This window comes from Streptococcus sp. ST16 (genome assembly GCF_046098135.1).
GTDB lineage: Bacteria > Bacillota > Bacilli > Lactobacillales > Streptococcaceae > Streptococcus.
In genome coordinates this window covers 157,867-179,053 of the sequence record NZ_JBJUSE010000004.1, presented here as the reverse complement: position 1 = coordinate 179,053, position 21,187 = coordinate 157,867, and the positions used below count along the sequence as shown (strand labels likewise).

General features: G+C 40.4%; 21 protein-coding genes and 1 riboswitch. Of the genes, 20 read left to right on the top strand and 1 reads right to left on the bottom strand.

Going from position 1 to position 21,187, the window contains the following annotated elements:
- The first annotated feature begins 59 nt into the window (after positions 1-59).
- Genes ACIY14_RS04645 through thiE form a run of 7 tightly spaced genes read left to right on the top strand, consistent with a single transcriptional unit; the run spans position 60 to position 5,317 of the window.
- Entirely contained in the window at positions 60-620 is a 561-nt protein-coding gene (locus ACIY14_RS04645) for an ECF transporter S component (RefSeq protein WP_000915272.1), read from the top strand.
- The gene (locus ACIY14_RS04640; RefSeq protein ID WP_409001709.1) at positions 621-2,006 is read left to right on the top strand and encodes an ATP-binding cassette domain-containing protein; all 1,386 of its coding nucleotides are present in this window, start codon (positions 621-623) and stop codon (positions 2,004-2,006) included.
- Position 2,007: 1 nt separating this feature from the next.
- The gene (locus ACIY14_RS04635) at positions 2,008-2,658 is read left to right on the top strand and encodes an energy-coupling factor transporter transmembrane component T (RefSeq protein ID WP_409001708.1); all 651 of its coding nucleotides are present in this window, start codon (positions 2,008-2,010) and stop codon (positions 2,656-2,658) included.
- Between the two features lie 10 nt (positions 2,659-2,668).
- Positions 2,669-3,361 carry a thiaminase II gene (gene tenA / locus ACIY14_RS04630; protein ID WP_409001707.1) on the top strand — a complete coding sequence of 231 codons (693 nt, stop codon included), beginning with the start codon at positions 2,669-2,671 and terminating at the stop codon, positions 3,359-3,361.
- A 3-nt stretch (positions 3,362-3,364) separates the two neighbouring features.
- On the top strand, positions 3,365-3,889 hold the full coding sequence (gene thiW / locus ACIY14_RS04625; RefSeq protein ID WP_409001706.1) for an energy coupling factor transporter S component ThiW: 525 nt from the start codon (positions 3,365-3,367) through the stop codon (positions 3,887-3,889).
- Complete coding sequence (locus tag ACIY14_RS04620) at positions 3,889-4,692, top strand: hydroxyethylthiazole kinase (protein ID WP_409001705.1); 804 nt, start codon at positions 3,889-3,891, stop codon at positions 4,690-4,692. The genes thiW and ACIY14_RS04620 overlap by 1 nt, the downstream gene beginning before the upstream one ends.
- Positions 4,685-5,317, top strand: a complete 633-nt coding sequence (thiE, locus tag ACIY14_RS04615; RefSeq protein ID WP_409001704.1) for a thiamine phosphate synthase — start codon at positions 4,685-4,687, stop codon at positions 5,315-5,317. Before ACIY14_RS04620 ends, thiE begins: the two co-directional genes overlap by 8 nt.
- 47 nt (positions 5,318-5,364) lie before the next feature.
- On the opposite strand, the gene thiD is transcribed toward thiE, so the two are convergent.
- Positions 5,365-6,156: a bifunctional hydroxymethylpyrimidine kinase/phosphomethylpyrimidine kinase gene (gene thiD / locus ACIY14_RS04610; protein WP_409001703.1), complete on the bottom strand. Its 792-nt coding sequence runs from the start codon at positions 6,154-6,156 to the stop codon at positions 5,365-5,367.
- Between the two features lie 84 nt (positions 6,157-6,240).
- Positions 6,241-6,339, bottom strand: a riboswitch (TPP riboswitch).
- A gap of 184 nt (positions 6,340-6,523) precedes the next feature.
- Between thiD and ACIY14_RS04605 the strand changes: the two genes are divergently transcribed.
- The 13 genes from ACIY14_RS04605 to ACIY14_RS04545 all read left to right on the top strand — a co-directional run bounded on the left by ACIY14_RS04605 (position 6,524) and on the right by ACIY14_RS04545 (position 21,187).
- A complete protein-coding gene (locus ACIY14_RS04605) occupies positions 6,524-6,919 on the top strand; it encodes a CopY/TcrY family copper transport repressor (RefSeq protein WP_409001702.1) in 396 nt (131 codons plus the stop codon).
- A gap of 10 nt (positions 6,920-6,929) precedes the next feature.
- On the top strand, positions 6,930-7,301 hold the full coding sequence (locus tag ACIY14_RS04600; protein ID WP_409001701.1) for a cupredoxin domain-containing protein: 372 nt from the start codon (positions 6,930-6,932) through the stop codon (positions 7,299-7,301).
- A gap of 9 nt (positions 7,302-7,310) precedes the next feature.
- Positions 7,311-9,533 carry a heavy metal translocating P-type ATPase gene (locus ACIY14_RS04595; protein WP_409001700.1) on the top strand — a complete coding sequence of 741 codons (2,223 nt, stop codon included), beginning with the start codon at positions 7,311-7,313 and terminating at the stop codon, positions 9,531-9,533.
- 212 nt (positions 9,534-9,745) lie between these two features.
- Complete coding sequence (gene spxB, locus ACIY14_RS04590) at positions 9,746-11,521, top strand: pyruvate oxidase (RefSeq protein ID WP_409001699.1); 1,776 nt, start codon at positions 9,746-9,748, stop codon at positions 11,519-11,521.
- 110 nt (positions 11,522-11,631) lie between these two features.
- Positions 11,632-11,979: a VOC family protein gene (locus ACIY14_RS04585; protein WP_409001697.1), complete on the top strand. Its 348-nt coding sequence runs from the start codon at positions 11,632-11,634 to the stop codon at positions 11,977-11,979.
- 204 nt (positions 11,980-12,183) lie between these two features.
- A complete protein-coding gene (locus tag ACIY14_RS04580) occupies positions 12,184-12,444 on the top strand; it encodes a SemiSWEET family transporter (protein WP_001291476.1) in 261 nt (86 codons plus the stop codon).
- A gap of 572 nt (positions 12,445-13,016) precedes the next feature.
- Positions 13,017-14,318 carry an ABC transporter substrate-binding protein gene (locus ACIY14_RS04575; RefSeq protein WP_409001695.1) on the top strand — a complete coding sequence of 434 codons (1,302 nt, stop codon included), beginning with the start codon at positions 13,017-13,019 and terminating at the stop codon, positions 14,316-14,318.
- Between the two features lie 72 nt (positions 14,319-14,390).
- Positions 14,391-15,278: a carbohydrate ABC transporter permease gene (locus tag ACIY14_RS04570; protein ID WP_050253164.1), complete on the top strand. Its 888-nt coding sequence runs from the start codon at positions 14,391-14,393 to the stop codon at positions 15,276-15,278.
- Positions 15,275-16,102: a carbohydrate ABC transporter permease gene (locus tag ACIY14_RS04565; RefSeq protein ID WP_050390070.1), complete on the top strand. Its 828-nt coding sequence runs from the start codon at positions 15,275-15,277 to the stop codon at positions 16,100-16,102. Before ACIY14_RS04570 ends, ACIY14_RS04565 begins: the two co-directional genes overlap by 4 nt.
- 587 nt (positions 16,103-16,689) lie before the next feature.
- A complete protein-coding gene (locus tag ACIY14_RS04560) occupies positions 16,690-18,918 on the top strand; it encodes an alpha-galactosidase (RefSeq protein WP_409001694.1) in 2,229 nt (742 codons plus the stop codon).
- A 35-nt stretch (positions 18,919-18,953) separates the two neighbouring features.
- Positions 18,954-19,667 carry a GntR family transcriptional regulator gene (locus ACIY14_RS04555; protein ID WP_409001693.1) on the top strand — a complete coding sequence of 238 codons (714 nt, stop codon included), beginning with the start codon at positions 18,954-18,956 and terminating at the stop codon, positions 19,665-19,667.
- 10 nt (positions 19,668-19,677) lie between these two features.
- Entirely contained in the window at positions 19,678-20,568 is an 891-nt protein-coding gene (locus ACIY14_RS04550) for an ROK family protein (RefSeq protein WP_409001692.1), read from the top strand.
- Positions 20,549-21,187 carry an SGNH/GDSL hydrolase family protein gene (locus ACIY14_RS04545; protein WP_409001691.1) on the top strand — a complete coding sequence of 213 codons (639 nt, stop codon included), beginning with the start codon at positions 20,549-20,551 and terminating at the stop codon, positions 21,185-21,187. Before ACIY14_RS04550 ends, ACIY14_RS04545 begins: the two co-directional genes overlap by 20 nt.

Below are 21,187 nucleotides of genomic sequence, written 5' to 3'. Positions count from 1 at the left end.
GCAATCCTTTTGGTAACTCTCTGCAAATACCCCACTTTTCTTTAAAAAAGGAGTTTTTTATGTTGAAAAAATGGCAGTTAAAAGATGTTATTTTACTTGCTTTCTTGTCTATCTTTTTTGGTGGCGTTTTTGTGGGTTCAGGCTATCTGTTTGATATCCTCACTCTGATCTTGGCCCCCCTTGGCTTGCAGGCTTTTGCCAATGAAATCCTCTTTGGACTCTGGTGTATGGCTGCGCCCATTGCAGCTATCTTTGTTCCAAGAGTCGGAAGTGCAACGATTGGAGAAGTGCTAGCTGCGCTTGCTGAAGTTCTTTATGGTAGCCAATTCGGTCTAGGTGCTCTTTTGTCCGGTTTGGTTCAAGGTTTGGGAAGTGAATTTGGCTTTCTTGTGACCAAGAATCGTTATGAAAGTTGGCTCTCTCTAACTGCTAATAGTATTGGGATTACCCTTTTTAGCTTTGTCTATGAATACATTAAATTAGGTTACTATGCCTTCTCCCTTCCTTTTGTCCTTTCTTTGCTGGTGGTGCGTTTTATTTCCGTCTTTTTCTTCTGTACCATCTTGGTTCGTGCCATTGTAAAACTCTACCATCAGTTTGCAGCTGGAGGAAAGGCATAGATGGGCCTGGAATTAAGAGGGATTCAATCCCCAATCTTTTCGGAACCGATTGATTTTACTTTTCATGAGCAAGCCTTTACCTTGTTAGTTGGGAGCAGTGGTTCAGGAAAATCCAGCCTCTTTCAAGTCATTGCACAAGTCAGTTCTCTCCCCTATAGTGGTCAAGTCCTGATAGATGGGAGTGAGGTCAGTCAGCTTTCTATTGTGAAACGTGTCCAGACGGTTGGCATTCTCTTTCAAAATCCCAATCATCAATTTACCATGGAGAACTTGTTTGAGGAGCTGATTTTTACCTTGGAGAATATCGGCCATCCCGTTCAGAAAATTGATTCTAAAATAGCAGAGGTGGTCCAGCAATGTCACTGCGAGTCAATCTTGAACCGTCCCATCCATCACTTGTCAGGTGGGGAAAAGCAAAAGGCTGCTTTGGCTGTTCTCTTTGCTATGAATCCTAGGGTCTATCTCTTGGATGAGCCCTTTGCTTCCATTGACCGCAAGAGCAGAATCGAGATATTGGAGATTCTAAAAGAGTTGGCCTCTAATGGGAAGGCAGTCATCCTGTGTGACCATGATTTATCAGATTATGAAGCCTATATCGACCATATGGTGGAGCTAAGAGACGGCCAGTTAAGGGAGGTGTTTCAAATCCCTTGCTCTGAGATGACACAGGTCCCTTCAAAGGAAGTTGCTTCTTGTCCAAAACTATTCCATATGGACAGAACGACTTGTGAGCTGGGTAATCGCCCCCTCTTTTCGTTTGCGGATTTTACTATCTACCAAGGAATTTCCTGTATTTTGGGTGATAATGGTGTCGGGAAATCAACCCTCTTTCGGTCTATTCTTCAATTTCAAAAGTATAAAGGGCTCATTACTTGGAAGGGATCGGTTCTCAAAAAGAAAAAGGGTTTGTATCGTGATCTGACCGGTGTTGTTCAGGAAGCTGAGAAGCAGTTTATCCGAGTCAGTCTGAGAGAGGAACTGCAATTAGATAGTCCAGACTCTGAAAGAAATCAGCGAATTTTCCAAGCTTTACAATATTTTGATCTGGAGCAGGCTCTTGATAAGAGTCCCTACCAATTAAGTGGTGGCCAGCAAAAGATTCTTCAGCTCTTGACCATCTTGACCAGCAAGGCTTCTGTAATCTTGCTGGATGAACCTTTTGCAGGTTTGGATGATAGAGCTTGCCATTATTTTTGTCAGTGGATTGTGGAGGAGAGAAATCAAGGAATAAGTTTTCTGATCATTAGCCATCGTTTAGATCCCTTGATCTCTGTGGTTGATTATTGGATTGAGATGACTAGTGAGGGGCTCAGTCATCTCCAAGACGTGACCATCAGCAAACCTCTCTCATCTCTGAACATTGATACTCTAGGGGAGGTGAGGTAGTATGATCAAAGTAGCAACCAAGACACCAGTTATCAGCCTCTTCTTTCTAATTTTATCCTTGGAAACATCCTTCATTCCTTCGATTGCTCTGAATCTTTCGGTAGTCGCATTTTGCATCCTCTTTATGCTCTATTATCGTCGATTTAAAATGTTGGCTTGGATGCTCTTGCTCGCCATTTTACCATCTTTGGCCAACTATTGGGCAGTACAGTTACATGGGGATGCTTCGCAGGCAGTGATACTTGGGACGAGAGCTTTTGTGACGGTTTGTATCGGTCTTGTCTTTGTTTCCAGTATTTCCCTAAAAGAGCTTCTCTTATACTTGGCTCAAAAGGGACTATCGCGTTCTTGGGCCTATGCCTTGATTGTGGTATTCAATGCCTTTCCCCTCATTCAGCAGGAAATCAAGTCTCTCAAGGAAGCGTGCTTACTGCGTGGTCAGAAACTGCATGTTTGGTCGCCCTTGATTTACAGTAAGGTTCTGATGACAGTCTTTAGGTGGCGCCATCTTTACTTGAGAGCTCTATCTGCGCACGGATATGACGAACATGCACAGATGAAGAATAGCTATCGGACTTTTTATATTTCGCAGAGGACAAAATTGATCTACCTACTTTTCTTTTTATTACTTCAAACCAGTCTATTTTTATAAAGGAGTTATTATGGAATTTACAGATATTGCGATGGAACTATCCAAGGAAGCTTGGCAGGCCTCCTTTCAGCATCCCTTTGTTTTACAGTTACAAGAGGGAACGTTAGAACCTTCTATTTTCCGCTATTACCTAATTCAAGATGCTTATTATCTGAAGTCTTTTTCAGAAGCCTATCACCTCTTGGCTGATAAGACTTCAAACGAAAAGATGAAAAGACTCTTGAAACAAAATGCCCAGAGTCTAGTGGAGGGTGAGTTATTTATCCGCCAACAATTTTTCAAGGAATTGGGAATCAGCGACCAGGAAATGGAGCAACATCCAATCGCTCCAACCTGTTATCATTACATTTCTCATATTTATCGGCAATTTGCAGAGCCAAACCTGGGCATTGCTTTTGCTAGTTTGCTCCCATGTCCTTGGTTATACCATGATTTGGGCAAGGCACTTAATCGCAAACCATCACCGAATCCTCTTTATCAACAGTGGATTGAAACCTATATCACCGATGAATTAGAACAGCAGATTAAAGAGGAAGAAGGGCTGGTCAATCAGCTCTATCGAGAAAGCGAAGAGACGGACAAACAAAAAATGCTAGAGGCCTTCCATCGAAGTGTCCACATGGAAGCTAAGTTTTGGGAGATGGCTTACCAACATCAAACATGGACGAGTGATTTGCAGTCCTTAGAAAAAGAGAAGAAATAGAAAATGAGAAACCACCAACTTCAAGTTCACAAATTAACTATTTTATCCATGATGATTGCCCTTGACGTAGTTCTTACACCCATCTTTCGAATTGAAGGGATGGCACCGATGTCCAGTGTAGTCAACATTCTTGCAGGGATCTTGATGGGACCTATTTATGCCTTGGTCATGGCTACTGTCACAGCCTTCATCCGTATGTCTACTCAAGGCATTCCGCCCTTGGCCCTCACAGGAGCTACTTTTGGAGCCCTCCTTGCAGGTCTCTTTTATAAGTACGGTCGAAATTTTTACTTTTCTGCTCTAGGAGAAATCTTGGGAACAGGGGTAATCGGTTCTATTGTTTCCTATCCTGTCATGGTTCTCTTTACGGGATCTGCTGCCAAGCTCAGCTGGTTCATCTACACCCCTCGATTTTTCGGAGCAACCTTGATCGGTACAGCCATAGCTTTCCTCGCCTTTCGATTTTTGATCAAGCAGGAATTCTTTAAAAAAGTGCAGGGATATTTCTTTGGAGAAAGGATAGAATGATGCAGAAATTGACAAATCCTTTCCCTCTGGCAACCAGTTCCTTGATTCACTGTATTACCAATGAGATTTCTTGTGAGATGCTGGCCAATGGCATTTTGGCTCTGGGATGCAAACCAGTCATGGCAGATGACCCTCGTGAGGTTCTTGATTTTACCAAACAAAGCCAAGCTCTCTTTATCAATCTGGGGCATTTGTCAGCTGAGAAGGAGAAAGCAATCCGTCTGGCAGCTACTTATGCAAACCAAGCTTCTCTCCCAATGGTAGTAGATGCGGTTGGCGTTGCGGCTTCCCCCATTCGTAAGGATCTAGTCAGAGATCTTTTTGAATACAAGCCCACGGTCCTTAAAGGAAATATGTCAGAAATCCGAAGTCTTGTTGGCTTAAAACACCACGGAGTTGGAGTTGATGCGAGTGCTAAAGATCAAGAAACTGAGGATTTGCTTCAAGTCTTGAAAGACTGGTGTCAGACCTATCCTGGTATGTCGTTCCTAGTCACTGGCCCCAAGGATCTCATCGTTTCGGAGAATCAGGTTGCAATATTGGGAAATGGCTGTGACGAATTAGACTGGATAACAGGGACAGGAGACTTGGTTGGAGCCTTGACAGCCGTTTTTCTCAGCCAAGGAAAGACTGCCTTTGAAGCTTCTTGCCTAGCGGTCTCTTATCTCAATATCTCTGCTGAGAGAATCGTTGTTAAAGGAATGGGATTGGAAAATTTTCGTTACCAAGTTCTAAATCAACTCTCTCTCCTAAAAAGAGACGAAAACTGGCTAGATGCCATCAAAGGAGAATTTTATGAATAGAGAATCACTTAGACTGTATCTGGTAACCAATCGCTACCAAGATTCCTTGGAAAGATTTCTTGAAAAAGTCGAGACCGCCTGCCGTTCAGGTGTTACCATAATCCAACTACGAGAAAAAAATCTCACTACCAATCAATACTATCAACTGGCAAAACAAGTTAAGGAAATAACAGATGCCTATCAGGTACCTTTGATTATTGATGATCGGTTGGATGTCTGTCTTGCCGTTGATGCAGCAGGTCTACATATCGGAGACGATGAACTACCAGTTTCGGTTGCCCGCAAAGTCCTAGGTCCTGAAAAAATCCTCGGTGTCACTGCTAAAACAGTTAAAAGAGCCCTCGAAGCAGAAACATCGGGTGCGGATTACTTGGGAACAGGAGCCATTTTCCCGACTACGACCAAAGAAAATGCACCCATCACCCTGATTTCAACCTTGAAAACAATTTGCCAAACGGTCGCCATTCCAGTAGTTGCTATCGGAGGCCTGACGTCAGAGAATATTGACCAACTTATTGGCACGGGTATAGCTGGAGTAGCTGTCGTACGTGATTTGATGCAGGCAGAAGATATTGAGGCAAAAACACAAGCCTTTTTAACAAAGCTAGATGACATTGTTTCCTAATCAAAAACTCTCTAATTTCCTTATTGCGGGAACTAGAGAGTTTTTTCTTAATCTTTAAAAGTTGTATGGTTGACTGGTCCAGAACCATGACCGAGTTGAGGAGCGTCTTGGATGGCTTTTGTGATAAAGGCCTTGGCCTTATCAACTGCCTGGTAAAGACTTCTGCCCTTGGCTAGTTCAGCCGTAATCACAGCAGCAAAGGTACATCCAGTACCATGGGTGTGACAAGTTTGAATTCTTGGACTTTCCCAGACAAATTGTTCATCCTTGGTAAAAAGGAAATCCTTGGCACCACCTTCAAGATGGCCACCTTTGATAACAACGGACTGAGGACCAAATTCTTTTATAATCAGGCGACCAGCACGCTGCATGTCTTCTGGATCATGAATCGAAAAACCAACAATCTCTTCTGCCTCAGGAAGATTCGGAGTGATGATGGTTGCATGGGGAAGCAGATTTGTTTTTAGGTAGTCTCTGGCACTAGAATCAATCAGGGTGTCCCCACTCGTAGCGACCATAACAGGATCCAGCACATAGGGACAGTCAAGCTTTTTAAGATAGGGTTGGATGATCTCCATGATCTCAGTAGTTGCCAACATCCCTGTTTTCACAGCCTGAGGCTTGATATCCGAAAAGACACTATCCAATTGAGCTTCCAGCATTTGGTTGGAGACGTGTTCGATTAATTGAACGCCTCTGGTATTTTGAGCGACAAGGCTGGTCACAACGGCCATTCCATAGACATCTCTAGCTTGGAATGACTTTAAATCAGCCATAATGCCAGCACCGCCACTAGGGTCAGTCCCTGCAATGGTCAAAGCAACGGGTAAATAAGTCATCTAAAACCTCCCAACCAACTGAAGTTTGTATTCTTAAGAACAAGCTAGTCTGTTTGAGGAAAGCAATAGAAGACCAGCTAGTCCCCATTATCATTTCCACTTCCATCAGCTAGCATTACCTAGATTGAGTCAAAGGGATCTAACAGTTGTTAATCTCAGCTTTACGCACCCCTAGTGGTTGTTTTCTTTTTTTCTTCAGTATAGCATATTTTTATAGTTTATATAGTAAAATTTGACTGTAAATCTCTCGTTACATCATTAAAATTCTATTTTTCGAAGAAATAAGAAAATTTATAATTGACAAATGTAGATTTTTGGAGTATACTAATAAATGTAATTGACAAATGTAGATTTTGGAGGTGTGCTGATGCAGATTTCAGATGCAGAATGGCAGGTTATGAAGATTATTTGGATGCAAGGTGAACAGACTAGTACAGATTTGATCAGGGTTCTGGCGGAGCGGTTTGACTGGTCCAAGTCCACGGTTCAGACACTTTTGGCTCGTTTAGTTGAGAAAGAGTGTTTGACTAGAAGAAAAGAGGGCAAATCCTTTGTTTATTCAGGTCTTTTAACTCTGGATCAAAGTCGAAACTTGCTTATCCAAGATATCAAAGACAAGGTTTGTTCTCGTAGGATTAAGAACTTGTTGGCTGATTTGATTGCTGAATGTGATTTTACTCTAGCTGACTTGGAAGATTTGGAAGCTGTGATTTCAGAGAAAAAAGCTAGCGCAGTTGCTGAAGTCAAATGTAATTGTATGTAAAGGAGACGTCATGTTAAATAGTATTGTAACCATTATTTGTATTGCCCTTATCGCGTTTATCTTGTTTTGGTTTTTCAAAAAGCCTGAAAAATCTGGACAGAAGGCCCAGCAAAAAAAGGGCTACCAAGAGATCCGAGTGGAAGTCATGGGGGGCTATACGCCTGAGTTGATTATTCTTAAAAAATCAGTGCCAGCCCGTATTGTCTTTGACCGCAAGGACCCTTCACCCTGTCTAGATCAGATCGTCTTTCCAGACTTTGGAGTGCATGCGGACTTGCCTATGGGGGAACAATATGTAGTGGAAATCACACCTGAACAGGCTGGAGAGTTTGGCTTTGCATGTGGTATGAACATGATGCACGGCAAGATGATTGTAGAGTAGGAGGAGACTATGACTGAAATTGTGAAAGCAAACTTAGAAAATGGCATTCAAAAAATCCGTATCACAGCTGAAAAAGGCTATCATCCTGCCCATATTCAGCTTCAAAAAGGGATTCCCGCTGAGATTACCTTTCATCGTGCCACCCCTTCAAACTGTTATAAGGAAATTCTTTTTGAAGAAGAAGGCATCTTGGAACCAATCGGCGTGGACGAGGAGAAGACAATTCGTTTTACACCTCAAGAATTAGGCCAACATGAATTTTCATGTGGCATGAAGATGCAAAAAGGAAGCTATACCGTAGTTGAGAAGACGCGAAAATCTTTGTCACTTTTGCAACGTTTTTGGATTACTAGTATCTTTACTGTGCCTCTTGTGATTCTCATGATTGGGATGTTGACAGGGACTATTAGTCATCCAGTCATGCATTGGGGTACCTTTTTAGCTACAACACCTATCATGCTAGTGGCCGGTGGTCCTTATATTCAGAGTGCTTGGGCCAGCTTTAAAAAACACAATGCCAACATGGATACCTTGGTGGCACTGGGAACTCTAGTGGCCTATCTTTATAGTCTAGTAGCCCTCTTTGCTGGGCTTCCTGTCTACTTTGAAAGTGCTGGATTTATCCTCTTCTTTGTTCTTTTGGGAGCCGTTTTTGAGGAAAAAATGCGGAAAAATACTTCCCAAGCTGTGGAGAAACTACTGGACTTGCAAGCTAAAACAGCAGAAGTCTTGCGTGATGACCGCTATGTTCAAGTCCCCTTGGAGCAAGTCAAGGTAGGTGATCTGATTCGAGTGCGTCCCGGTGAAAAGATTGCGGTTGATGGTGTTGTAGTCGAAGGTGTGTCCAGTATTGACGAATCCATGGTGACAGGTGAGAGCCTGCCGGTAGACAAAACAGTTGGAGATACCGTCATTGGCTCCACCATCAATAATAGTGGAACGCTTGTTTTTAGGGCAGAAAAAGTTGGTTCAGAGACTGTTTTGGCACAGATTGTGGACTTTGTGAAGAAAGCCCAAACCAGCCGCGCACCGATTCAGGATTTGACAGATAAGATTTCAGGGATTTTTGTCCCAGCAGTTGTCATTTTAGCGATTTTAACTTTTTGGATTTGGTTTGTCTTGCTTGGGGCTAGCTTTGTGGCCTCTCTTCTTTATGGGGTGGCAGTTTTGATTATCGCCTGCCCTTGTGCCTTGGGACTTGCAACACCAACAGCCCTCATGGTGGGGACTGGTCGTAGTGCCAAAATGGGTGTTCTCCTCAAGAATGGAACCGTCTTACAGGAAATCCAGAAAGTCAAAACTCTCGTCTTTGATAAGACAGGAACTTTGACGGAAGGAAAACCAGTAGTCACCGATATCATCGGTGACGAGACAGAAGTGCTTGGCTTAGCTGCCTCTTTAGAAGAAGCCTCTCAACACCCATTGGCTCAAGCTATTGTGAAACGGGCGAGTGAAGCAGGACTTGAGCTTCAACCTGTAGAAAATTTCCAAGCCCTACACGGAAAAGGTGTTTCAGGGCAAATCAATGGGAAACAAGTCTTGCTTGGAAATGCTAAAATGCTAGATGGAATGGATATTTCGAGTGCTTATCAGGAGAAACTTGAAGAACTGGAAAAAGAAGCTAAGACAGTTGTGTACTTGGCTGTTGACAATGAAATTAAAGGCTTGCTTGCCCTGCAAGATATTCCCAAAGAAAATGCCAAGCTCGCCATCAGCCAGTTGAAAAAACGTGGTCTCCGAACAGTTATGCTGACAGGAGATAATGCAGGTGTCGCGCGTGCCATTGCAGATCAGATCGGCATTGAGGAGGTTATTGCTGGTGTCTTGCCAGAAGAAAAAGCTCATGAAATCCATCAACTGCAACAGGCTGGGAAAGTAGCCTTTGTTGGTGATGGTATCAATGACGCTCCTGCTCTCAGTGTAGCAGATGTGGGGATTGCTATGGGAGCTGGAACCGATATCGCCATTGAGTCAGCAGGGATTGTTCTTACTCACAATGATTTGACAGGAGTTGTTCGTGCCTTTGATATGAGCAAAAGAACCTTCAATCGTATTCTTCTCAACCTCTTCTGGGCTTTTATCTACAATGTTATCGGAATTCCGATTGCAGCAGGAGTCTTTTCAGGAATTGGTCTCGTTCTCAATCCAGAGCTGGCTGGTCTTGCCATGGCCTTTAGTTCTGTATCTGTTTTAACCAGTTCACTCATGCTAAACTTTAGTAAAATAGACTAAAAGCGAGCTTGCTCGCTTTTTATTATAAAACAGTTATATAAAACGTTTTCAAACTGTACTGTAATAGAGAATAAAAACTTCTGAGCACATTCTTAGGAGACCCAAAACAAATGTGGTAAAGTAGTAGAGTAAAAATTTGCTGAAACGTTTCCAATTAGTATATGAAAACGGATTTATCAAGTTTTAAAAATATTTGAAGGAGAGTTATCATTATGACTCAAGGGAAAATTACTGCATCTGCAGCAATGCTCAACGTATTGAAAACATGGGGCGTAGACACAATCTACGGTATCCCATCAGGAACACTCAGCTCATTGATGGATGCTTTGGCTGAAGACAAAGATATCCGCTTCTTGCAAGTTCGCCACGAAGAAACAGGTGCTCTTGCAGCGGTTATGCAAGCTAAATTCGGCGGCTCAATCGGGGTTGCAGTTGGTTCAGGTGGTCCAGGTGCGACTCACTTGATTAACGGTGTTTACGATGCAGCTATGGATAACACTCCATTCCTTGCTATCCTTGGATCACGTCCTGTTAACGAACTCAACATGGATGCCTTCCAAGAGCTTAACCAAAACCCAATGTACAACGGCATCGCTGTCTACAACAAACGTGTAGCTTACGCAGAGCAATTGCCAAAAGTAATCGACGAAGCTTGCCGTGCTGCAGTTTCTAAAAAAGGTCCAGCTGTTGTTGAAATCCCAGTAAACTTCGGTTTCCAAGAAATCGACGAAAATTCATACTACGGTTCAGGTTCATACGAGCGTTCATTCATTGCTCCTGCCTTGAACGAAGTTGAAATCGACAAAGCGGTTGAAATCTTGAACAATGCTGAACGTCCAGTTATCTACGCTGGTTACGGTGGTGTCAAAGCGGGTGAAGTGATTACTGAATTGTCACGTAAAATCAAAGCACCAATCATCACAACTGGTAAAAACTTTGAAGCCTTCGAATGGAACTATGAAGGTTTGACAGGTTCTGCTTACCGTGTTGGTTGGAAACCAGTCAACGAAGTTGTCTTTGAAGCAGACACAGTTCTTTTCCTTGGTTCAAACTTCCCGTTTGCTGAAGTTTACGAAGCCTTCAAGAACACTGAAAAATTCATCCAAGTGGATATCGACCCTTACAAACTTGGTAAACGTCATGCCCTTGACGCTTCTATCCTTGGTGATGCAGGTCAAGCAGCCAAAGCTATCCTTGACAAAGTGAACCCAGTTGAATCTACTCCATGGTGGCGTGCAAACGTTAAGAACAACCAAAACTGGCGTGATTACATGAACAAACTCGAAGGTAAAACTGAGGGTGAATTGCAATTGTACCAAGTTTACAATGCTATTAATAAATATGCTGACCAAGACGCTATCTACTCAATCGACGTAGGTGACACTACTCAAACATCTACTCGTCACCTTCACATGACACCTAAGAACATGTGGCGCACATCTCCACTCTTTGCGACAATGGGTATTGCCCTTCCTGGTGGTATCGCTGCTAAGAAAGACAATCCAGATCGCCAAGTATGGAACATCATGGGTGACGGTGCATTCAACATGTGCTACCCAGACGTGATTACCAACGTTCAATACGACCTTCCAGTTATCAACGTTGTCTTCTCAAATGGTAAATATGCCTTCATCAAGGACAAATACGAAGACACAAACAAACACTTGTTTGGTTGTGACTTCCCTAACGCGGACTACGCGAAAATCGCTGAAGCTCAAGGAGCTGTTGGATTTACAGTTGACCGTATCGAAGATATCGATGCAGTTGTTGCAGAAGCTGTTAAATTGAACAAAGAAGGTAAAACTGTTGTTATCGATGCTCGCATTACTCAACACCGTCCACTTCCAGTAGAAGTACTTGAATTGGATCCAAAACTTCACTCAGAAGAAGCAATCAAAGCCTTCAAGGAAAAATACGAAGCAGAAGAACTCGTACCATTCCGTCTCTTCTTGGAAGAAGAAGGATTGCAATCACGCGCAATCAAATAATTCCTCTCATCGAAAATCAAATGTAAACTTTGTAGATTTTATTCTTTGATTTTCTTAGAGCAGAACTTGAAAAGATCGGAGCAATCCGGTCTTTTTGTGGAGGATAGTAAATGAATTTAAATCAATTAGATATCATCGTTTCAAATGTTCCTCAGGTCTGTGCTAACTTGGAGCGTATTTTGGATAAAAAAGCCGATTATGTTGATGACAGTTTTGCTCAGTTTACGATTGGCAGTCATTGTCTCATGTTATCTCAAAATCACCTGATTCCTTTGAACAATTTTCAGTCAGGAATCATTCTTCACATCGAGATTGAGGATCTAAATCAGAATTACCAACGGTTAAAAGAGATTGGCACTGAGATTTTACACGGTCCAGCTGTAACTGATTGGGGAACAGAATCGCTACTAGTTAAAGGCCCTGCTGGTCTAGTGATTGATTTTTATCGTATGAAATAGGTCGCTTAATCATTTGAAGCTAACCATAATTATTCTTAAAACAGAATGTGAGAATAGGAACTATTGAAAGATCGGAGCAATCCGGTCTTTTTCTTATCACAAGATTGTGATAGTTTACATCTTCATAACAAAAGCATCAAAGTCTTGATTGTTTTGGAAAAAGATTATAAAATATGATTCATAAAAATGAAAGAGGTTTTGAAAATGTCTGAAAAACAAATGAAAGTTTTGGGTTGGGTAGCGACCTTCATGTCTGTTATGATGTACGTGTCTTACTTCCCACAAATTATGAACAACCTAGCTGGTCAAAAAGGAAATTTCATCCAGCCCTTGGTTGCTGCAATCAACTGTAGTCTCTGGGTTTACTACGGTCTTTTCAAAAAAGAAAGAGATATTCCACTTGCAGCTGCCAATGCACCGGGTATCGTTTTTGGTCTAGTAACGGCTATTACAGCTCTGATTTAACTTAGATTAAAGAGGAAGGAAATTAGTTACTCCTTTTAATACCAGACTCAACTGTATCACGTATAATACACCAGAAATAAAGTGTGGTAAGATATTCGTAAACGTCGTTCCAATAAGATGTGATTCAAAATTTGGAAGCAGTCATTGAGAAGTTTTAAGATGGTATATAAGGATGAGGATCGAAAATGACATGACCTATCATTAATTGTTCATTGGACTAGAATACTTTTTGAAAGAAGATGAGACAAGTAATGCTAACTCAAGTTTGTCCTGCTGTGTCAGTCTTTGAAACCAATTATATTGGTGCTTCTTTTACTGATTATTTATTGTTGGTTGTTGTAGTTTAAAATGATGTATATGAAAAAAGCTGAAAGGCCAGATATTCTGGTCTTTTTTTGTTATTCAGCCCGTTCTATTTATTTCTCTACTATAAAAAAACAAGCGCCTATCTAGCTTCTTCAAAAAAGTATATACTTTTTTGATAAAAGTATATACTTTTAAAAAATATTGTGCTATAATCTTATTAAAAGATATCTTTAAAACAAAAACACACAACAACGGAGGAAAATCTGATGAAAAAAAGTTTGATAGGTATTGGCGTGGTGACTCTAGCTTCAATGGTCTTGGTAGGATGCTCAAACGGAGGATCTCAAGAAGCGAAAGATGGAAAGGAAACCATTACCTTTATCAACCATCGAACAGACTGGGAAGCAAACGGCAAATGGGATGAATACATCAAAAAATTCAATGAAAAGAATCCAGATATTAAAGTGGAAATTCAAACTATTACTGATTACGCTGGACAAGTTAAAACTCGTATGAACAGTGATGATTACGGTGACTTGTTAATGATTCCTGGTGATATTAAGGCTCAAGATTATGCGAATTTCTTTGAGCCTTTAGGACAAAAATCGGAACTATCAGAAAAATACCTTTCATTGAACGATCGTTCTTACGAAGGTGTCAGCTATGGTATTCCAAGCCAGTTGAATGCGACAGGTATGGTTGTCAATATGAAAGTTTTTGAAGATGCAGGTATTAAAGAGTTTCCTAAAACTCCAGAAGACTTCGTAAAAGCTTTAAAAACAATTAAAGAAAAGAATCCTGAAGTGACACCTCTTTATACAAACTATGCGGCAGGTTGGACCTTGTCAAACTGGGATTTTGTAAAAGCAGGTGTTGCAGGTGATATGGACTACAGTTTCAAAATGACATCAGACAAATCTCCATTTGACTCTGGCAAACCATTAAATACAATCTACAATCTGCTCTATACAGTAACCAAAGATAAATTGGTTGAAGCAGATCCAACCACATCAGATTGGGAACAATCAAAAGTGGATCTTGCAAATGGAAAAATCGCGGTTATGGTTTTGGGAAGTTGGGCTGTTCCACAAGTTCAACAAGCAAATCCTGATAATGCTAAAAATATTCAATTTCAAGCATTTCCAACAACAGCAGCTGATGGGAAACAATACATGACTTCGGCTGGTGACTATAACTATGGTATTAATGTTCACAGCAAACACAAAGAAGCTGCTCGCAAGTTGCTTGATTGGTTGGTCAATGAATCAGACTACGCAAAAGATAATGGTGGAATTCCGACACTTAAAGGTGCAGAATACCCAGACTCACTTAAATCTAGTCAAAAGGCAGGCGTCCAAATTGTAGAAGAAAATCAAGCACCAAAAGGAAAAGAATCACTCTTTAGTGACTTGAATAACGAATCTCAACTTGGTATCGGTACAACTGATAAAGAGAAACAACGCATTATTGATGCAGCGCTTGGTAATTCAAAAGAAAGCTTTGAAGATATCATGAAAGATTTCAACCAACGTTGGTCTGATGCAATTTCAAAAATAGCAACAAACTAATCAAATACGGGAGTGGAAACTGAAGGATGATACTAGGCATTCCGCTCCCTTATCTATTGAAGGAGGATCCGTATGGTGAGAAAATCATTTGGGAAGAATTTCGAAAAGAATCTTGTGATTTTTTGCTTCACTATTATTCCAGTTTTACTAATTTTAACTTTTTCTTACTACCCTTTATTAAAAATGTTTCAGTATAGTTTACAAGACTGGAATGGCTATAGTACAAATCCCAAATTTGTAGGTCTTGAAAACTACAAAACTGTATTGACAAATCCGAACTACTTTACAGTTTTTAAAACAAGTCTCTATTATTTCCTAGCGACCTTCTTACAGTTGGCTCTAGCATTGCTATTTGCAACCATCCTTTCATTCAAGGTGAAATTTGCCAATCTATGGAAAGGGATCTTATTCTTCCCTTATTTGCTGAATGGGGTTGCTATTGGTTTCATTTTTCTATACTTCTTTAAGGGGGATGGAACACTTGATACAGTCTTGAAAGCAATCGGTCTTGGAGACCAAATTCATTTATGGCTAGGGGACCGCTCGATTAATAATATTTCCCTTGCCTTCACATCAGTTTGGCGCTATACTGGATTTAACTTTCTTGTCTTTTTAGGGGCAATCCAGTCTATCAACCCTGAAGTATATGAGGCAGCTGAGATTGACGGTGCTAATAGATGGAATCAGTTTCGATACATCATTATGCCAAGTATCCGAAACATTATCTTCTTAAATATTATTTTGGGAGTTAGTGGTTCCCTTAGCGTCTTTGATATTCCTTATATCATGACGGGTGGTTCAAATGGTACAACCACATTTGTTATCCAAACAATTGATACAGCCTTTAAATATAATAAAGTTGGTTTAGCCTCTGCAATGGCGATCATCTTACTTGTGATTGTAATCGTTGTTTCATTGGTTCAAAAATACGCTACACAAGAAAGGAAACGGAAAGTATGAAAAGCAAAAGAATTACGGTAGGGAAATGTTTTCAATACCTTGTCTTAATAGCTGGGGCAATCGTTGCTTTATTACCTATCTTGGTGGTATTCATTGGTTCTTTCAAATCAAATCAAGAATTTTTAACTAGTGGCGTTTTAGAATTGCCCAAGTCACTTGATTTTTCAAATTACAAAACAGCCTTTGTCAATGGTCAAATGTTGTTGGGCTTTAAAAATACTTTGATTATATTTGTAGTAAGTATGTTAGGAAAGCTGACCTTGGCTTCTATGTTTGCTTATGCTATGAGTCGATTTGATTTTAAATTGAAGAAACCGATTTTAACATTATTCGTACTGGCAATGCTGATTCCTGGGATTACTAGTCAGGTGGCTACTTTCCAAATCATTAATTCTCTTGGATTGTTCAATAAGATTTGGTCAGTTATTTTGCTGAATCTAGGTACAGATGTTATCTCAGTATATGTATTTCTTCAATATTTAGATGAAATCCCAATTTCTTTGGATGAGTCAGCTTTTCTGGATGGTGCAGGGTACTTTGGAATCTTCTGGCGCATCATTTTGCCAAATTTGAAGGCTCCTATCGTTACTATGCTTATCATTTCAGGGGTTGGTGTCTATAATGATTTTTATAGTCCCTTCCTTTATATGCCAGATCGGAATTTGAAAGTTATTTCAACTGCACTCTTTGCTTTTAAGGGACCATATGGAACGAACTGGCCGGTTATTTTGGCAGGCGTTGTGATTGTAATTTTACCTATTTTGATTGTCTTCCTGACACTACAAAAATACATCTACAACGGAGTATCTGGTGCAGTCAAATAATTAGGAGGAGTGAATTAGATGACAGAGAAAAAATCGAAGCTCAAGCTGTTTGCGGATACTTGTTTGTTGGTTGTCCAAGCATCGTTAGTATTTTGGACGACACTCTTTAAAAGGGGATTTGTCTATGCTTGGATCCCTGCAATGAAATTAACATTTTCGTATGTAGAGTCTACTTCATCGACAGAACATTCCTTGCTAAGGTTTCTCAAACAAAAAGTACCAGCTTCAGGTTCAGATCGATTTTTCTCTTTCCTCCTATCAACCAGTTTGACTCTTAGTCTAGCTTCTTGGTTATTGTTTATTCAGAGGATGGGAGATGTGTCCCGAATTCTTTTTCTTGGATCAACAATCTTCTGGGCTATCTGCTTTATCATAGGAAGCATTTTTAGCCAATTTAAAGAGAATAGTGGAGAACAAACCCTAACTTGGTTTCGTCGTAGTTGGATCTTTGCTCTAGGTCTTCTTCTCTGTTTGCTACTTTTATTTTGGTACTCTTTAACTCAAAATATTATTGGTTGGATGATACTTCCGGGATTGTATTTCAAGACAATCCAATTTTATCAAAAATTCGAAAAGAGGAGTGCGACATGATTTTTGTCGATGACAATCAAAAACTATTTCACTTACAAAATGAACAAGTAAGCTATATCTTCCGTGTAATGGAAGATACGGGAGTGCTCGAACAATTGTACTTTGGAGAGCGGATTCCCCAACAGGGGGATTTTGGTTTTCTTATTGAACGTGAGATTCGCCCATCCAACAACTTGGTTGAAGGGAGTCAATTGACTTCCTTGGAGCATATTAAACAAGAAGTTCCGAGCTTCGGAACGACAGATTTTCGTTATCCTGCGATTGAAATTGAATATGAATCTGGTGATCGAATCAGTCAATTTCAATATCATTCCTATCGGATAGTAAATGGAAAATTAGTAGAAGGACCTTTGCCAGGAACTTTTGGTGATAAGAATCAAGTAGAGCAATTAGAGGTTAAGTTGAAAGACCGCTATTCGGAGGTTTACTTATACCTAACCTATTCACTCTATCTTGATGAATCTGTTTTGACGAGGCAGGCAAGGATAGAAAATGCTGGTGTAGAACCAATTTCCATTCATCGTTTGATGAGTTTAAATCTAGATTTACCAAACGAAAATTATGACTGGCTTCACCTAAATGGTGCTTGGGCTCGAGAAGCTCATATCAGTAGAGAAGGTATTCATATAGGTGTTCAACAAGTATCAAGTACACGGGGTGCAAGCAGCCATATGCACAATCCTTTCGTGGCTTTGTGTCAAAAGACTACGACAGAGTATCAGGGAAATGTCTATGGTTTTAACTTGATTTACAGTGGCAACTTTCTAGCTCAAATTGAACGAGATAACTATGATATTTTGCGTATTCAGCTGGGAATCAATCCATTTCAATTTAGATGGACTTTGAGAGCAGGTGAAGAGTTTGTTGCTCCAGAGGCAGTGATGGTCTTTAGCAACCAAGGTTTTAATCAAATGAGTCAAACCTTTCATCGTTTCTATAGAAAGCATTTGATTCGCAGTTCTTGGAAAAATCGTAAACGACCTGTTTTGATTAATAACTGGGAAGCAACCTATTTTGATTTTACAGAAGATAAGTTGTTAGAGATTGTCAAAGAAGCTAAGGATCTAGGCATCGATTTATTTGTCCTAGACGATGGATGGTTTGGAAACCGAAATAGTGATTCAGGCTCATTAGGAAATTGGAAAGAAAACTTAGAAAAATTCCCGTCAGGGCTAAAAGCTTTTTCGGAAAAAGTTCATCAAGAGGGCCTCTTGTTTGGTTTATGGTTTGAACCAGAAATGGTTTCGAAGGATACTTCCATTTATAAAGAACATCCTGAATGGGTGATTGGAAATCCTGCAAAAAATATTTCTCATGGTCGAAACCAGTATGTTTTGGATTTTGGCAATCCAAAAGTTGTAGAAGATATTTTTCAACAGATGAAAGAAATTTTATCCAATGTTCAGATAGATTATTTGAAATTAGACATGAATCGCTACATTTCAGAAGCTTTTTCTCAAGTTTTATCTAGCAACCAACAAGGAGAAGTTCTTCATCGCTATATTCTCGGGGTTTACTCTCTTTATGAACGCCTAGTGAAGGAGTATCCAGAAATTCTGATCGAATCCTGTGCTGGTGGAGGAGCTCGTTTTGATGCAGGAATGCTTTATTATAGTCCACAAATTTGGGCCAGTGATGATACGGATGCGGTTGAGCGCTTATCCATTCAAAGTGGCCTATCTATGGTCTATCCAATCTCTAGCATGGGTAGTCATGTTTCCGCAGTCCCAAATCATCAGGTAGCAAGAATAACTTCTCTTGAAATGAGAAAAGCAGTTGCGTTCTTTGGAACCTTTGGATATGAGTTGGATCCAACTCGATTGACTCAATCTGAAAAGGATGAAATCAAGACACAAATCAAGGATTACAAGAAATACCAAGAACTCATTTATCAAGGGGATTTCTATCGTTTGGAGACATACGATATGAATCGAGTTGCTTGGATGGTTGTTAGTAAAGATAAAAAGGAAGCTTTGGTAGCGCATTATCAGATTTTGGCTGAGCCCAATCCAAACTATAAGCGTTTAAAACTGTCTGGACTAGATAGTCATACTCGCTACCATATTAAAGAAAAATACATTGACCAAGTGAGATCTGGTGCAGATTTGGAGAATATCGGATTGCTTCTCAATCAAAATTACATTGGACGTGAACAGGAATATTGGTCTCGCGAAATGCCAGGAGATTTTCATTCAAGGATTTTCTATCTCAAGGCTCAAGATTAATACATCTCTTCTCGGAGAGTTAGAATGGATATAAAATGGAAAAATATAAAATCATAGCAAATAGTATTCGCAAGCGAATTATCGAAGGTGATTATGTATCGGACCAAAAGCTCCCCTCCGAGAAGGAAATGGGAGATGAATTTGCCGCAAGTAAATTAACTGTAAAGAAAGCCCTAGATATCTTGGTCGGAGAAGGGCTGATTATCAAACGCCGTGGAGCAGGAACTTTTGTAAAATCTTTGTCTGTTGAGGATAGGGAACGCCTGATTGTTGATAACCAGATGCGTGGGACAACAGCCTTTAACCCTGATAAGAAGGTTACCAGTAAGGTTTTGTCCTTCTCAGTTGTACAGGCTTCTCAATTGGTCAGCCGTAAGCTCAATCTGACTGAAGGAACCCCAGTCTATGAGATATACAGGGTTCGTTTAGTTGATGGCAAGCCAACAGTCATTGAAAAAACCTATATGCCCTTAGATGTTATTCTAGGACTGACGAAAGCTGATGTAGAAGGTTCTATTTATGAATACATTGAAGAAAAATTAGGATTGAAAATTCAGAGTGGGCATCGAACGATTTCTGTACGCAAAGCGACTGATTTTGAAGCAGATGAGTTGGCTTTGGAACATGGCGATCCAGTTGGCATTGCCGAGCAGATTGGGTATTTAAATACAGGTGTTCAATTTGAGTATTCCATCAGTGTTCATCGATATGACCAGTTCTCAGTTGAGATGATGGTCACACACTACTAAAGGAGAAATCATGGCCATTCTAGCATTTGATATGGGGGGAACAGCTGTTAAATATGGACTGTTCCGGGACGGAGCATTAGAGCAAACAAACTCTTTTCCTACTCCTGCGACTTGGGAAGAAATGAAGGGAACCTTGCTTACAGTTCGCAATCAATTTTTAGATGAATCTTTAGAGGGGGCTGCATTTAGCTCACCAGGGTCAGTAGACTCAGAAGCAGGCATTATTTATGGCAGCAGTGCTATTCCTTATATTCATCGTTTTGAAATTGTGAAAGAACTAGAAGAAACATTAGGCTTACCTGTATCAATCGAAAACGATGCGAATTGTGCGGCTCTTGCAGAGGTTGAATTTGGTGTTGCAAAATCTGTGAAGGACGCTGTCTTCTTCATCATAGGTTCAGGAATAGGTGGGGCGCTTGTCTTAAACCGTAAATTGCACAAGGGGAATAGTCTTTTCGGTGGTGAATTTGGTCGCATGCAACTTAGAGGTGACGAGACCTTGAGCGTGTTGGCTAGTCCAGTTCAGAGCGCGAAACGGTATGCAGAATCTCAGTCTATTTCTTCATCTTTCTCAGGTAAGGATTTATTTTCATTGGCGGATCAGGGAGTTATCGCTGCTCAAAATGCAGTTTCAGATTTATATGATAGCCTAGCTCTCGGAATCTACAATGTTTTAGTAGTTTTAGATCCAGAACTCGTTGTGCTTGGTGGTGGTTTATCCAAACAGGAGGAATTGTTAGGAGAAATTGACAGACGTGTCCGTAAATTGTTGAAAAATAATAATGCGACAGAACTGAAATTTCAATTAGAAAGATGTCAATATTTCAATGATGCCAATCTTTTAGGTGCTGTAGCTCATTTTCAATCACAGGGGGCGAGCAATGAAGCTAAAAAAGAATGATAGAATTGTCTTCTTTGGGGATAGTATCACTGAATGGGGGCGAAATAGAGAAGATAAAACAAGTCTAGGTAATGGTTATGTTGCAGCTCTTAGTCAGATGTTGACTGAGAGATTCCCTGAATCAGATTTTTATTACTTTAATCGTGGAATTGGAGGCAATCATATTCATGACCTAAATAATCGCATTCGTGATTGTTTGGATTTGAAACCAGATGTTGTCTTTTTACTTATTGGGATTAACGATGTTTGGCACCAAGTAGGCCAACAATCTTTCGGAAGTGAAAAAGAAGAAAAACGATTTGCAACGGAGTATAGAAAATTACTAACACAGTTACAGAAAGCGGGAATTCATCGTATCCTATTAATGGAGCCTTTTGTTCTACCTGAGCCAAGCGATCGAGAAAGCTGGAGAGTGGATTTAGACAAAAAAATTCAGGTGGTTCGAAAACTTGCTCAGGAGTTCCAGTTAGAATTTGTTCCTTTAGATGGGTTGATTAATGAAGAAGCTATCAAAGTTGGAGCCAAATCGCTGACGGGTGAGGATGGGGTGCATCCTACCCCTCAAGGGGCTCAGTTTATTGCTAGTGAAATTTTTAAGAGAGTAGAAGTAGGCAAGTGA

What these genes read in the sequence shown, in the direction of transcription:
- ACIY14_RS04645 (WP_000915272.1), top strand. Translation starts at nt 60, where the DNA reads ATGTTGAAAAAATGGCAGTTAAAAGATGTTATTTTACTTGCTTTCTTG.
- ACIY14_RS04640 (WP_409001709.1), top strand. Translation starts at nt 621, where the DNA reads ATGGGCCTGGAATTAAGAGGGATTCAATCCCCAATCTTTTCGGAACCG.
- ACIY14_RS04635 (WP_409001708.1), top strand. Translation starts at nt 2,008, where the DNA reads ATGATCAAAGTAGCAACCAAGACACCAGTTATCAGCCTCTTCTTTCTA.
- tenA (WP_409001707.1), top strand. Translation starts at nt 2,669, where the DNA reads ATGGAATTTACAGATATTGCGATGGAACTATCCAAGGAAGCTTGGCAG.
- thiW (WP_409001706.1), top strand. Translation starts at nt 3,365, where the DNA reads ATGAGAAACCACCAACTTCAAGTTCACAAATTAACTATTTTATCCATG.
- ACIY14_RS04620 (WP_409001705.1), top strand. Translation starts at nt 3,889, where the DNA reads ATGCAGAAATTGACAAATCCTTTCCCTCTGGCAACCAGTTCCTTGATT.
- thiE (WP_409001704.1), top strand. Translation starts at nt 4,685, where the DNA reads ATGAATAGAGAATCACTTAGACTGTATCTGGTAACCAATCGCTACCAA.
- thiD (WP_409001703.1), bottom strand. Translation starts at nt 6,156, where the DNA reads ATGACTTATTTACCCGTTGCTTTGACCATTGCAGGGACTGACCCTAGT.
- ACIY14_RS04605 (WP_409001702.1), top strand. Translation starts at nt 6,524, where the DNA reads ATGCAGATTTCAGATGCAGAATGGCAGGTTATGAAGATTATTTGGATG.
- ACIY14_RS04600 (WP_409001701.1), top strand. Translation starts at nt 6,930, where the DNA reads ATGTTAAATAGTATTGTAACCATTATTTGTATTGCCCTTATCGCGTTT.
- ACIY14_RS04595 (WP_409001700.1), top strand. Translation starts at nt 7,311, where the DNA reads ATGACTGAAATTGTGAAAGCAAACTTAGAAAATGGCATTCAAAAAATC.
- spxB (WP_409001699.1), top strand. Translation starts at nt 9,746, where the DNA reads ATGACTCAAGGGAAAATTACTGCATCTGCAGCAATGCTCAACGTATTG.
- ACIY14_RS04585 (WP_409001697.1), top strand. Translation starts at nt 11,632, where the DNA reads ATGAATTTAAATCAATTAGATATCATCGTTTCAAATGTTCCTCAGGTC.
- ACIY14_RS04580 (WP_001291476.1), top strand. Translation starts at nt 12,184, where the DNA reads ATGTCTGAAAAACAAATGAAAGTTTTGGGTTGGGTAGCGACCTTCATG.
- ACIY14_RS04575 (WP_409001695.1), top strand. Translation starts at nt 13,017, where the DNA reads ATGAAAAAAAGTTTGATAGGTATTGGCGTGGTGACTCTAGCTTCAATG.
- ACIY14_RS04570 (WP_050253164.1), top strand. Translation starts at nt 14,391, where the DNA reads ATGGTGAGAAAATCATTTGGGAAGAATTTCGAAAAGAATCTTGTGATT.
- ACIY14_RS04565 (WP_050390070.1), top strand. Translation starts at nt 15,275, where the DNA reads ATGAAAAGCAAAAGAATTACGGTAGGGAAATGTTTTCAATACCTTGTC.
- ACIY14_RS04560 (WP_409001694.1), top strand. Translation starts at nt 16,690, where the DNA reads ATGATTTTTGTCGATGACAATCAAAAACTATTTCACTTACAAAATGAA.
- ACIY14_RS04555 (WP_409001693.1), top strand. Translation starts at nt 18,954, where the DNA reads ATGGAAAAATATAAAATCATAGCAAATAGTATTCGCAAGCGAATTATC.
- ACIY14_RS04550 (WP_409001692.1), top strand. Translation starts at nt 19,678, where the DNA reads ATGGCCATTCTAGCATTTGATATGGGGGGAACAGCTGTTAAATATGGA.
- ACIY14_RS04545 (WP_409001691.1), top strand. Translation starts at nt 20,549, where the DNA reads ATGAAGCTAAAAAAGAATGATAGAATTGTCTTCTTTGGGGATAGTATC.